Annotated in this window: 13 protein-coding genes; all 13 read left to right on the forward strand. The window is 42.7% G+C overall.

Annotated elements, in window-relative coordinates; all coding sequences use genetic code 11:
- The first annotated feature begins 3 nt into the window (after window positions 1-3).
- The 13 genes from ACOMC3_RS07775 (at window position 4) to ACOMC3_RS07835 (ending at window position 12923) form a co-directional block, all read left to right on the forward strand.
- The gene (locus tag ACOMC3_RS07775; RefSeq protein WP_420318970.1) at window positions 4-612 is read left to right on the forward strand and encodes a hypothetical protein; all 609 of its coding nucleotides are present in this window, start codon (window positions 4-6) and stop codon (window positions 610-612) included.
- Window positions 609-1430: a DUF2764 family protein gene (locus tag ACOMC3_RS07780; RefSeq protein ID WP_420318971.1), complete on the forward strand. Its 822-nt coding sequence runs from the start codon at window positions 609-611 to the stop codon at window positions 1428-1430. Before ACOMC3_RS07775 ends, ACOMC3_RS07780 begins: the two co-directional genes overlap by 4 nt.
- Window positions 1427-3199, forward strand: a complete 1773-nt coding sequence (locus ACOMC3_RS07785) for a V-type ATP synthase subunit A (RefSeq protein WP_420318972.1) — start codon at window positions 1427-1429, stop codon at window positions 3197-3199. The genes ACOMC3_RS07780 and ACOMC3_RS07785 overlap by 4 nt, the downstream gene beginning before the upstream one ends.
- A 40-nt stretch (window positions 3200-3239) precedes the next feature.
- Window positions 3240-4511: a V-type ATP synthase subunit B gene (locus ACOMC3_RS07790; RefSeq protein WP_420318973.1), complete on the forward strand. Its 1272-nt coding sequence runs from the start codon at window positions 3240-3242 to the stop codon at window positions 4509-4511.
- A gap of 4 nt (window positions 4512-4515) precedes the next feature.
- A complete protein-coding gene (locus ACOMC3_RS07795; protein WP_420318974.1) occupies window positions 4516-5106 on the forward strand; it encodes a V-type ATP synthase subunit D in 591 nt (196 codons plus the stop codon).
- Window positions 5103-6956 carry a V-type ATP synthase subunit I gene (locus ACOMC3_RS07800; RefSeq protein WP_420318975.1) on the forward strand — a complete coding sequence of 618 codons (1854 nt, stop codon included), beginning with the start codon at window positions 5103-5105 and terminating at the stop codon, window positions 6954-6956. The genes ACOMC3_RS07795 and ACOMC3_RS07800 overlap by 4 nt, the downstream gene beginning before the upstream one ends.
- Before the next feature lie 5 nt (window positions 6957-6961).
- Complete coding sequence (locus tag ACOMC3_RS07805; RefSeq protein ID WP_420318976.1) at window positions 6962-7417, forward strand: ATPase; 456 nt, start codon at window positions 6962-6964, stop codon at window positions 7415-7417.
- A 5-nt stretch (window positions 7418-7422) separates the two neighbouring features.
- The gene (locus tag ACOMC3_RS07810) at window positions 7423-8346 is read left to right on the forward strand and encodes a universal stress protein (RefSeq protein WP_420318977.1); all 924 of its coding nucleotides are present in this window, start codon (window positions 7423-7425) and stop codon (window positions 8344-8346) included.
- A 20-nt stretch (window positions 8347-8366) separates the two neighbouring features.
- Window positions 8367-8735 (forward strand): DUF1622 domain-containing protein, encoded by a 369-nt coding sequence (locus tag ACOMC3_RS07815; protein ID WP_420318978.1) that lies wholly within the window; start codon window positions 8367-8369, stop codon window positions 8733-8735.
- Window positions 8736-9018: 283 nt separating this feature from the next.
- Window positions 9019-10500, forward strand: coding sequence for a flavin-containing monooxygenase (locus tag ACOMC3_RS07820; protein ID WP_420318979.1), 1482 nt, complete (start codon window positions 9019-9021; stop codon window positions 10498-10500).
- Window positions 10487-11326 carry an SDR family NAD(P)-dependent oxidoreductase gene (locus ACOMC3_RS07825; protein ID WP_420318980.1) on the forward strand — a complete coding sequence of 280 codons (840 nt, stop codon included), beginning with the start codon at window positions 10487-10489 and terminating at the stop codon, window positions 11324-11326. The genes ACOMC3_RS07820 and ACOMC3_RS07825 overlap by 14 nt, the downstream gene beginning before the upstream one ends.
- Window positions 11327-11616: 290 nt before the next feature.
- Complete coding sequence (locus ACOMC3_RS07830; protein WP_420316999.1) at window positions 11617-11991, forward strand: hypothetical protein; 375 nt, start codon at window positions 11617-11619, stop codon at window positions 11989-11991.
- Entirely contained in the window at window positions 11988-12923 is a 936-nt protein-coding gene (locus ACOMC3_RS07835; protein WP_420317337.1) for an IS3 family transposase, read from the forward strand. The genes ACOMC3_RS07830 and ACOMC3_RS07835 overlap by 4 nt, the downstream gene beginning before the upstream one ends.
- Window positions 12924-13453 lie beyond the last annotated feature (530 nt).

Consider the following 13453-nt stretch of genomic DNA (forward strand, 5'->3'; position numbering starts at 1 on the left):
AGGATGGCAGAGCTGAATAATCTGGACGCATTAGCTGAGCAGCTTTTCAAAGAAGGTATCTCCAAGTCTGAGAAAGAAGCAAAAAAACTTCTGAGTGATGCGCGTGCAAAAAGTGAAGAACTCATTGGGCAGGCACAGGTGGAAGCAAAAGCTATTATCTCTCGTGCAAAAAAAGAAGCTGAAAAATATCGTGCGGTAGTAGATAGTCAGATTCACCAGAAAGCCAGACAAGTCGTTCAGGACTTAAAGCAGCAAATTGAGAGATTGATAAGTGCCAAACTGCTGGATGAACCCATTCAATCTTCGATGACTGATCAAGCGTTCGTTAGACAGCTTATTTTATCGACACTTGAACAATGGAAAGAAGGAAGGGAGGTGGAATTGGTCATCTCTGAACAGTTGATGAAAGAGAAAAATGACCTGGAACACCGAATCCATCGTATGCTGCCAGGGCTTACCATTTCCGTAAACCCACAGGACAAAGATGGCTTCATAATTCAGCATAAGGAAAAGGGATATATCCTTTCTTTTACTGACCAGGCCTTCAAAGCTTTGTTTGAACCACACCTCTCTAAATCTATAAATACGATCATTTTTGATTCGGATGCATGAAGTATTTCTACCTCATATCATCCTTGCCAGAAATACGGATCGAAGATCGAAGTTTAACTCAGGAATATCTTGATGAGCTCATAGCATTGATCGGGCGTAATTTAGATGAGGAAGATAGACCCGTGTATCAGGCGTTATTAGCATCAGGAGATAATCAAAACTTGCTTTACGTATTGTTTCGCGAATACCATGATTTTGAAATAGCACGCTTTAAACGACCTTATGCCATCGCACCGGAAATCCTGGAGAATTATAGGCATAATTATGCTTTTCTTCCTGATTATATGATTAACTACCTGAACGACTTTTCCGGATCATTTGCCTCTCTGTCTCTCCGAGAGATGGAGCAAAACCTGGACGATTACTTCCATGAGCATGTCATAAAATTAAACATACCGTTTCTAAGCACCTATTATGATTGGCGCATACGGCTGAAAGGAATCATCGCAGATTTGAATGCGCGATCTTATGGGTTTTTAAAAAAACAAAACGAAGCAACTGAAAAAGCTTTTCCCCATTCCCGAACACTGCATGGTGTAACTGATTTCGAAGATGTTGCCAATCAAATGTTGCCGCTTATTGAATCGAATGATTTAGAAACGATAGAAGCAAAAGTGAATACTTTTTATTGGGAGTTTGCATCCTGTTGGCAGGAGCCCTTTTCATCTGATCAGGTATTTGCGAATCTTATAAAAATCATCCGGATGCATCGATGGAAAGGGTTTGTTTCAAGAGGAGTAGGCGCAAAAGAAAAATTTGAAATGCTCATCCACGATTTGAAAATAAAAGAATCCTCACCAAAAATGCCGCTAATATGACCAAGGGTAAAGTAAAAGGCATCATTGCCAATTTATTGCTTATTGAAGTAGATGGAGCTGCAACACAAAATGAAATTTGTCTGGTGGATGCTGGTGTATGGCTTAAAGCCGAAGTGATTCGGATACAGGAGAATATTGCGTCCGCTCAACTTTTTGAAACGGGTGCGGCCATCCAGATAGGAGCAGAGGTACAGTTTACGAGCAACATGCTGGAAGTAGAGCTTGGCCCTGGGATTTTATCCAAAAAATACGACGGACTACAAAGTGACCTTGAAAAGATGTCAGGTACGTTCATTGAAATTGGGGACAGTACAGCGCCACTCGATGATGATCATTTGTTTGCATTTAAACCGTTAGTAAGCGAATCAGCTATTGTAAAAGCCGGCACCTGGTTGGGGAATGTCAAAGAAAAGAATATCGATCACAAGGTGATGGTTCCGCTTTCATGGAAAGGATCATTCAAGGTGAGCTGGATAGCAAAAGAAGGAGATTATCACATAGGGGATGTCATTGCGAAAGTAACGGATGATGAAGGGAAGACTCATGAAATCACCATGGTTCAGAAATGGCCGGTTAAAATTCCCCTGAAGGGTTTTGAGGAAAAATTGAGACCCGGGAAACTGTTTCAGACAGGACTGAGAGTCATCGATACACTTAACCCGATGTTGGAAGGTGGAACGGGCTATATTCCGGGTCCTTTTGGGACAGGAAAAACGGTTTTACAGCAAGCCATTGCAAAAAACAGTGAGGCGGATATTTTGATCATTGTGGCTTGTGGCGAACGAGCCAATGAAGTAGTTGAGATATTCTCTGAATTCCCTAATCTGACAGATCCGATGACCAGCCATAAGCTCGATGCAAAAACGACGATTATCTGCAACACCTCCAATATGCCAGTAGCCGCACGTGAAGCTTCTGTCTATGTAGGGATGACACTGGCAGAGTACTATCGCTGTATGGGATTGAAGGTGCTCTTACTTGCGGACTCTACCTCACGATGGGCACAGGCCTTACGTGAAATGTCCAATCGAATGGAAGAGCTTCCGGGACAGGATGCCTTTCCTGTGGAACTGCCTGCTACCATTGCCAACTTCTACAGTAGATCCGGAATGGTACGATTGCAAAGTGGAGACTTTGGGTCGGTTACTTTCATAGGTACCATTTCCCCTGCGGGTGGAAATTTTAAAGAACCGGTGACCGAATCGACCAGTAAGGTGGCCAGGTGCTTTTATGCCTTATCGCAAAAGCGGGCTGACTCCAAGAGGTACCCGGCGATCGATCCGCTGGCCTCTTATTCAAAGTATATGGATTATCAGGAGTTTAAGCAATATAGCGACAAGAACATACAAGAAGGGTGGGTAGAAACGATTAAGCGAGTAAAAGACATCCTCCGAATCGGGTTGGAAGCTAGAGATCAAATCAACATTCTGGGAGATGATGCAGTACCCATTGACTACCATGTCAGTTTTTGGAAAAGCGAACTGATCGATTTTGGTATCATCCAACAGAACTCTTTTGACCCGATTGATATGCGCACAGAAATGGAACGTCAGCGATACATGCTCAATTTCATTCTTCGAATCTGTGATCTATCGTTTGAGTTTGAAAGTTTCGAAGAGGTAAGAGATGTGTTTAAAAACATCATCAACCTGGTCACGCAAATGAATTTCTCTGAATTCGAGACAAGGGCATTTCGTTCGTATGAAAATCAAATCCATCAATCCCTGAAAGAAAAGACGAAAGATCATGAAGGCGAAAGCGTTTCATAAGACCTACACGCGCATCGAGCGCATCACCAAAGCAACTTGCGTGGTGAAAGCGAATGAAGTGAGGTTCGGTGAGTTGGCATGGGTCAACGATCGTCCTTCGCAAGCCATTAGTGTGGTAAATGATCAGGTGACATTACAGGTATTTGGAGGCACAGAAGGGTTATCTACTCATTCCCACGTTGTGTTCACTGGAAAACCACCCACCCTTCCGGTGAGTGACTTGCTGGCAGGCCGTTTTCTGAACGCTCTAGGTCAGCCCATTGATAACGGCTCACCGATCAAAGGGGAGGAGCGCATCATCAAAGGTGCAACCGTCAACCCGGTCAGCCGTGCTAAACCCGATGTATTGTTAGCGACAGGTATAGCTGGTATCGATTTAAATAATACCCTGGTTACCGGCCAGAAGATCCCATTTTTTGCTGATCCTGATCAGCCCTACAATCAAGTGATGGCAGATGTAGCCTTGCGTGCAGAAGCTGACAAGATCATTCTGGGGGGCATGGGCTTGTCCAATGATGACTACCTGTTTTTCAAAAACACGTTTGAGTCTGCTGGCGTATTGGACAAGATTGTTTGTTTCATTAACACATCAGAGGATCCATCGCTGGAGCGACTATTGATTCCTGACATGGCCTGTACTGCGGCAGAGTATTTTGCCAATGATAAGCAGGAGAAAGTCCTCTTGCTGCTCACAGACATGACCCTTTACGCAGATGCCTTAGCAACAGTTGCTAACAAGATGGACCAAATACCATCAAAAGACAGTATGCCTGGATCTCTTTACAGTGACCTGGCAAGTATCTATGAAAAAGCCGTCCAGTTTGAGCATGGTGGTTCCATCACCATGATCGCTGTGACCACACTAAATGACGGTGATATTACGCATGCTATTCCGGATAACACAGGCTACATCACGGAGGGGCAATTGTACCTTAAACACGACACGGAAATCGGGAAGGTCATCGTCGACCCATTCCGAAGCTTATCACGACTCAAACAGAATGTAATCGGTAAGAAGACAAGGGAAGACCATCCACAAGTGATGAATGCGCTCATCCGATTGTACGCAGATGCGATGGATGCACGAACGAAAAAGGAAAACGGATTCGATCTGAATGATTACGATATCAGGTGCCTGGCATTTGCAAAGGATTATGCACTGCAGTTGCTGGCGGTAGATATCAATATTCCCATTGATGAAATGCTGGATACCGGATGGGATCTTCTTCAAACTCATTTCGAAGCGTATGAGGTAGGGATAAAGGATGAATTTTTGAACCAGTATTGGAAGAAAGAAAAAGCAGTCACCTAAAATTATGGCGCTCAAGTTTCAATATAACAAGACCACTATTCAGTCGCTAAAGAAGCAACTGGCCATACGGCAGAAGGCACTCCCTATTCTTAAAAATAAGGAAACGGCCTTGAGACTTGAAGTAAAGAAGCGCCAAAAATTGCATGAAAAAGCCATTGAAGAACGTGAGAAACTGTTGCTGGAAGTGGTAAAGCATGCCGGGTTCTGGATCGAGATGCCCAAGGTCTTCTTTATTGAACAAGTGGATGTTGCCAAAGAGACCATCGTGGGAGTCAAGGTTCCAAAAATTCAAGATATACGGTTCAGAATCGCCGATTTTAGTTGGTGGAATTATCCGGCATGGGTTCCTGCCGGTGTGGCATTTCTAAAAGAAGCCACAAAGCTGGACTTTACCATTGATATTCTGGAAAAACAATTAAAGTTATTGGACGATGCACGTAAAAAAACCACGCAGAAAGTCAACCTGTACGAAAAAGTACAAATACCAGAAATGGAGCAGGCGACCATTAAAATCAAGCGGTTTTTAGAAGACAAAGAGAATATTTCAAAGGCAGGTCAGAAAATCATTAAGAATCGTAAAGTGCAGGAGGTATGAAGACAAGGTTCAAAAAGTTATTGCTCTTGACGCATGAAGGAAGGCGGGATTCGTTGCTTCAATCAATGCAAGACTTTGGGCTCCTGCATATCGATGCAAAGCCTATTGAGATACCAGAGAAGATGGAGTCGCTGTTACATACCCAAAACCTAACCAAGCGATTCATTAACCTACTGTCCTCATCCACGCAAGCCCGCGATGCTACTGTTTCAGACGCACCGACTGTTGGGAATCAATCATTGGAACAGGTCATGAAATCCCTGGAAAAGATCGAGGAAAGAATAGATGATACGAAGCGTAAAATCGAGAAGCTTCAGAAGAAGGCTGTTCGACTTGAGCCTTGGGGTAATTATGATTATCAAAAGTTTGTGCCACTCATCGAAGGAGGTTATCACATTTTGCTTGGACGCATTCACAAGAAGAAGTACCCAACATTGGAATCGTCTGGTGCGCATGTGCAGGTCATCAATCAGGTAGGTGCTTTTCTTTACTTGGTGATCATTACCAGGGATGAGTCCATCGATGATCCGAACCTTGAATCTTTCCGTCTTCCGGAGCTACCCCCAGTAGCGCTAAAGAATGAAATTCATCGGTATAATGATGAACTCGTTTCCCTGGAACGTACCCTTGCCTCATATCAACCTTACCTTGGTGCATTAAATGAGTACTTCATTCATGTTCAGGATGTCATTCGTTTGACCGAAGTAGGAGCGGGCTTTTCAGAGCATTTTGAAGGCAAACTAATCTCTATTACTGGCTGGTTTCCGATTGCAAAAGAATCCGACGTAAAGCAATTTCTCGAAAGGGAACAATTGGCCTGGGAAATCAAAGATCCTGAGCCTAATGATCAGGTACCTGTACTGCTAAAAAATCGTCGTTACCCTAAATTATTTGAACCCATCACAAAAGTATTTGAGCTCCCGAATTACTATGAAACAGATTTAACTCCATTTTTAGCGGTGTTTTATCCGATTCTTTTCGCTTACTGCCTGGGTGATGCCGGGTATGGATTTGTATTAACACTAGCTATGGGAATGGGGTACTTTAGTTTTTTAAAGGATAGTAGAAGGTCAGCAGTTTTAGGATTCATCCTTGGGTTTGTGACTATGGGGATGGGCCTTATCAAGTCCGGAAGTCTTTTTGGCATTATGCTTTTGCCTGATCATCCAGTCGCATGGATACGACAGTTGGCGTCATGGGTCATCATTCCGGATGACTCCACGGTCATTTTCAACGCCTTCAATGTCGCATTGATGATTGGCGTCATTCAGATACTGACAGGCATAATCGTTTCCATATATAATAAAATCTACTACGAGGGGGTCATGCAAGCCATTAAACCTTTTGGTAAACTCTTAATCGTAACCGGCTTAATCTGGATCTTTTTGGTCGACATGCAAGAGGTATCCCAATTGAGTGTTTTGGGAGAAACTCGAAAATACCTATTGATAGTGGGTGTATTGCTAGTGACGTTCTTCCATCAATTAGACGTTTCCATTCCAAAGCGCATTGGAGGAGCATTTATGCCTTTATTTTTCATCTTTACCGGTATTCTTGGGGATGTGCTTTCCTACGTACGTCTTTTCGCATTGGGTCTGGCTTCATCCGTATTAGGCTTAGTGGTTAATCAAATTGGTATGCAGATCATGGAAGGAGGGATCTTTAGTCTAATCATTGGCGTTCTATTTCTTTTGTTTGGACATACCCTCAATTTTGGCATTGCAGCCTTAGGCTCTTTTGTTCATCCGCTACGATTGACTTTTGTGGAATTTTACGGAAACGCTGATTTTCATGGAAAAGGAATGCCATATCAGCCATTTAAAAAATCAAATCATTCATTAAACAATTAATTACTATGGACGCAACTCCACTTACTTTAGCATTTATTGGAATCGGTCTTTTGGTAGGCTTGTCCGGATGTGGTAGCGCTATCGGCACTGCTGTAGCTGCCATGTCATCGGTGGGTGCACTGAAAAAACGCCCGGATTCTTTTGGATCCTTTATTGTATTAAGTGCTCTGCCCGGAACACAGGGACTGTACGGTTTCGCAGGGTTCTTCATTCTCCAGGATCTTATAAGTGCAGAAATGACCCTTCTACAAGGTGCAGGTGTACTTGGGGGTGGACTGGCGCTGGGGTTAGCCGGACTTTTTTCCGGAATGTACCAGGGGAGGGTATGTGCCAGCAGCATTGACAGTATAGGGTCAGGAAATGATATCTTTGGCAGAGCACTGATTATGGCAGTATTTCCTGAATTGTATGCCATAATTGCATTTGCTTCCTTATTTTTAATCAGAGGACTTTTAGGATAATCAGTATGGAGAAAGAAAAAAAAGTGAATTATGAAGTAGCGATGATAGGTCTTGACCTTACGGAAATGGATGATAAGGTCATTGCGTACATGGATATACTGATGAATGTGCTCCCGCTTCAACGGGTCATATTTGTTCATATCGCCGAGAAACTTGAACTACCGGCGGAGCTCACGGATAAGTATCCGGATTTGTTGGCACCCATGGATGAAAACATCGCTCATGGTATTGATAGCAAAGTAGCACCTCTTTTTGAGGGAAAAGACATTGCCTATGATGTCATTGTCCAGGAAGGACCATCCATTGAAACTTTTCTTCGATTGTCAAAGATTAAAAATGCTGATCTGATCGTTTTAGGTCGGAAGAAAAGCTTAAAAGGATCAGGTATTCTATCAAATCAGATTGTACGAAAAAGCCCAGCGTCCATCTTATTTGTAACAGAGACATTTAATCCCTCCATGAAACGAGTGCTGGTTCCTGTTGATTTTTCCAAGCATTCGGTGCTCTCCCTTCATTTGGCCAGAAAACTTCAGGAGGCCGGTGTAGCCATTCATTTTGCGCACTTGTATAATGTTCCCATAGGTTTTTACAAGACCGGAAAGTCACACAAAGAGTTTGCAGAAATTATGAAAGGACATGCGATGAATGATATGAAGCAGTTTTTGTGGGAAAATAAAGTAGAGGAAACATATCCGTGTGAATATATTTTAGCAGATGACCAGCCAAAAGCACATCTCATCAATAATCATGCACATGAGTCCGGTATGGATTTGATTCTTATCGGTTCTCGCGGACGTACCAAAAGCTCCGCTTTGCTCATAGGCTCTATCGTGGAGAAAGTACTACAACTTGACTCAGATATCCCGATTCTCGTGGTGAAAAGCAGGGGAGAGAATATGGGATTTTTTGAGGCATTGATGAAGCTTTGATCAAATAAGGATACAGATGTATGAATAATCTTGAACATTTTGTTGAAATTGTTGCTACAGTCATTGGCTATGTGGGGATCAGTTTTATTGTTTTAGGGGTAATTCTCGCTATCGGACAATACCTCATTAGCCGATTTGCTAATAAGTATACCATCGACCATGTTCGACTGACATTAGGGACCTATATATTGATAGGTTTGGAATTCATGGTTGGGCAGGACATCATAGAGACAGTTTTGCACACTACCCTGGAGCAATTGTATATGCTAGGCCTGATCGTCATCATACGAACTTTGCTAGATTTCTTCCTTAGCCGAGAAATGACTCAATTAAAGCAACATATTGCACAACATGAAGCTGCGTATTTGGCGAAAAAAACCGATCCTTAAGATTTTAAAAGGAAATAGCAACACCTTTAGTATGGCCATAATATAAGATGTTAAGTAGAATCTCATCTACACCCTGATAAGGCCAAGAGTTCCGTTAATTATCAGGAGGACTAATAGTTTAGGGGCTGAAGGTTAGTCTTGGTCTATCACATTATGATTAATCAAGATTCAATCAAACAAGCTATAAAGCGATGAGGGTAATGATAATCATTAGCTGGTTTATCTATAACTTAAACCTTTACATTATTAACGCGACTTTCTAATTAGCTACTAATACTCCCACATGCATAAGGTTCATGATGTCATTATCATAGGAGCAGGTATTTCAGGTATCGGTACGGCATACTGGCTGAAAAAAAAGTGCCCCTCAAAAACATTTGTAATGCTTGAATCCAGAATTGCGATCGGTGGTACCTGGTCCTTATTCAAGTATCCGGGCATTCGATCCGATTCTGATATGTTCACCTTTGGTTATCGTTTCAAGCCATGGGAAGATCCACAATCACTGTCCAGTGGAGATAAGATTCTTAATTATCTGAAGGAAACGATAAGGGAAAATGATATAGACGAGCATATTTTATTTAATCATAAAATGCTGAGCGCCAACTGGTCTGATGCATCTGGCCACTGGATACTGGAGGTCGAGACAGCCAATGGGAATCAGCAGCTTTATTGCAAGTTTCTTAGCATTTGTACTGGGTATTATGATTACAAGGAGGCCTATCGTCCACGATTTGAAGGGGAGGAACATTTTAAGGGAAAAGTGGTCATTCCGCAATTCTGGCCTGAAGACCTGGATTATCGAAATAAAAAAGTCGTGATTATAGGTAGTGGTGCTACAGCTGTGACTCTGGTACCTGCCCTGGTGGAAGGTGGTGCTAAACATGTAACCATGGTGCAGCGATCACCCACCTATGTGATGAACCTTCCCAATAGGAATCAGCTATTTATCCGACTGAAGAGCTTGTTACCATTACGGTGGGCCTACCGGGTCACCAGGGTGACGAATATCCTTTTGCAGATGCTCTCCTTTAACCTTTCTAAGCTTTTTCCAAAATGGATGAAGAAGACGCTGATGAAGGAAGCTGCCAAACAGTTGCCTAAAGGGTATCCGGTGGATAAACATTTTAATCCAACATACAACCCATGGGATCAACGCTTATGTGTGGTGCCCGATGGTGATCTTTTCAGTGTAATAAAAGACGGGAAGGCTTCTGTTGCCACCGATAAGATCTCGCATTTTACGGAGAAAGGGGTGACATTAAACTCAGGAGAATCCATCGATGCAGATATCATTGTGCTAGCCACGGGGTTAAAGATCAAGTTGCTGGGTGGCGCTTCTTTTAGCATCAATAATCAGCCTGTCAAGGTACATGAAACCATGATCTATAAAGGCATGATGGTCAGTGATGTACCGAACCTTATCTATTCCTTTGGCTATACGAATGCTTCGTGGACGTTGAAAGTGGACCTGACAGCAAACTACCTATGCAAACTGCTAAACTATATGGACAGCAAAGGGTATGGTGTTGTTGTCCCTGAAAAAGAAGATATGGAATCTGATGAAAGTGTACTGAATCTTAATTCCGGTTATATCCAACGAGCCAAAGATGTTTTACCTAAGCAGGGACGTAAGCGTCCATGGCGTGTCTATCAGAGCTACCTGGTAGACATGCTGGCCACCAGGTTTGGTTCCGTAGCTGATAATGTGTTGAAATTCCGTAAACATGAACCGGTAAAGGAGGTGATGGATGAAAAGCTTTAAGGATAAGATCGTCGTGATTACTGGGGCCGGATCCGGGATAGGAAGGGCCTTAGCGCTGGAGTTTGAGAAACATGGCGCAAGGCTGGCATTAAATGATTACAATGAAGATGGCCTGACCGAAACATGTTCCTTACTTCAAAACGATAGCGAAGAAACGATATACAGTCAGGTGTTTGATGTCTCAGATGAACAAGCCATGTTTGACTTTGCTGCAACCATCAAAAACCGATGGGGCAATGCACATGTCATCATTAACAATGCCGGTATTTCAGGTTTCACAGAGCCGCTTTATACCACACCAGTTTCTGCTTATAAGAAAGTAATGGATATCAACTTCTTTGGGGTGCTCTATGGAACGAAAGCTTTTCTGCCTCATTTGGTTGAAAACAACGAAGGAGCCGTGGTTAATATCTCCAGCGTCTTTGGTATGATAGGTTATCCCGGAGCTACCGATTACTGTGCTAGTAAATTTGCCGTCAGAGGGTTTACGGAGGCACTTTCAGTGGAATTCCATCAATCACCTATCAGCATTCATACCGTACATCCTGGCGGGATCAAAACAAACATAACCGACTCAGCATTGAATGATGATCCAGATCGTGATTTTGATGATGCCTTTCTTACCACGCCTCCGGAAAAGCTGGCCAAAAGAATTATCCGTGGCATACAAAAAGGGGAACCTCGAATTATTTATGGCAATCAATCCCGTCAAATCTGGCTGGCTAGCCGGTTCTTACCAAAAAGGATACAGAATCGCGTCTTGTGGAATAAGCTCAGGGGCATAATGAAACTCGACAAGTATAAGCTGTTCATTAAGGGACTGTAAACATTCCTGGTATTGTGCCTGCCCTCCGGGAGGCGGTCTGACGATTCGGTTGAGGAGTGACAAATGCGCGTGTCATCCTGAATTTATTTTAGGATCTGGGTTGAGCGGAGGATTGTTACTAACTCACCCCCAACCCCTCTCTTTCAAAAGAGAGGGGAGTCGATTACGCCTCACAATGTGCGTGTCATCCTGAGTTTATCGAAGGGTCGAAGGATCTGGGGTAAGCGGTGGAAACGGATAACCCACCCCTTGTCTTGTCCTGAAATAGGTTTACACAATTTAAGTGTGAAATGAGAATTAAAACAGGAAGCCGTATTTATCGAAGTGATTCGGAGAAACTACGAATAATACAAGAAGTACTATCAGGTAAACTTAGTAAAGATGCAGCTCAGCGCAAGTATGGAATCAAAGGCCATAGTGCCATCACCAACTGGATGCGTAGTTTTGGTATAAGAGAGCCATTAAAAGGCAGTGTTTATATGTCTAAATCAAATAAGGAACAGGAGAATCCTGAAGATTTAACTGCAAGAATTAAGGAACTAGAAGAAGCGCTGAAGTTAGCTGAGCTAAAGTCAGAAGCTTATTCAAAGATGATTGACATAGCCGAGGAGAAGTTTTCATTGAAGATCAGAAAAAAGTTGTCCACCAAACAGTCAAAGCCATGAAGCACATTTATCCATCAGTAGGGCTGAGCCGTATTTGTGGGCTGTTTGGTATAAGCAGGCAATCCTACTATCAGTATCAGGCGAGAAACAGATCATTGGAGTCCACTCATCAACAGATACTGCAATTGGTTCTGGATCAAAGAGCATCTCATCCATATTTAGGAGGCAGGAAGCTCTTTCATCTGCTTCAGTCGGATTTTGATCGTTTAGGTATCCGTATAGGCAGAGATGCATTTTTTGATCTGCTTTCCAGCCATCATTTGCTGATAAAGCGAAGAAAACGACGGGTATCGACGACAAACTCCAGGCACTGGTTTAGGAAGTACCCCAACTTGATTAAGGATCTGGCTATTCAAAATGTGAATCAAGTTTGGGTGAGTGATATTACATATTGGAAGTGGAGAGATCGCTTTCATTACATCTGCCTAATCACCGATGCTTACAGTCGAAAAATAGTAGGTTATGAGTTATCTGATAATCTGGAAGCCATCAATAACCAACGAGCATTACACATGGCAATCGAAAGCCAACCTGGATCTTTAAAGGGATTGATCCACCATTCAGATCGAGGCATCCAGTATTGCAGCCATGAATATGTGGAAATGTTATCCGCTAGAGGTGTGCTTATCAGTATGACTGAAAATGGGGATCCATTAGAAAACGCTATTGCTGAACGAGTCAATGGGATAATCAAAGAAGAATATCTTCAGCATTATGAGGTGAAAAGTCTCTCACAGGCCAGAGACCTCTTAAGTGAAGTAGTAAAACGCTACAATCAAGAAAGACCTCATCTAAGCTGTGGGATGATGACACCCAACCAGGTTCACTTAACGAATATTAAGCCGGAATCTCTTTGGAAGAATTATTGGAAAAGTGCAACTGTCAACGTAAAACAGGACTATAATCAAACTGTCAACATATGTCAGGATTAACTATGTTTAATTGTAAACTTATTTTAGGACGACACACCTAACCCCTCCAGGGAGGGGATTTTTCGTTCTTGAGTTGGGTTTTTAGCTCGATGATTAAGTCTGCGCTTAGATTGCCGAAGGACTTGATCTTTTGCTTCGTTTTTGCATCAAGGCAAAAATGAAGAGCCATAGCGGCTTGAGCGTAAGAAGCACATAAACCAAAATAGGCCACAAGGGCCTATAAAAATTTTATTCTGGATTTTAACTTTTGAAAGAATAAAGTTACCCCTTGAGGCGGTCCGACGTTTAAAAGATGTAGTGGAGATAAGGAGGGAGCAGATGTTTTCTGGATATGAGATTGCTTCAGTTGTACCTCATGTGCAATGACACAACCAAACTTGATTACCGTCATCACTAGCCTGCGGAAGGCAGGGGTAGTGAAGCGATCTCATACTTAAAAATGCCCCATACCTGGAGCTCTCTTCTACTGTAGTAATCAAATTCCCCATTCAGCGGTCCGACGTTTCGGGGCTAGGGGGTGATAAATTTGC

This window comes from Ekhidna sp., assembly GCF_965212185.1.
Taxonomy (GTDB): Bacteria; Bacteroidota; Bacteroidia; order Cytophagales; family Cyclobacteriaceae; genus Ekhidna.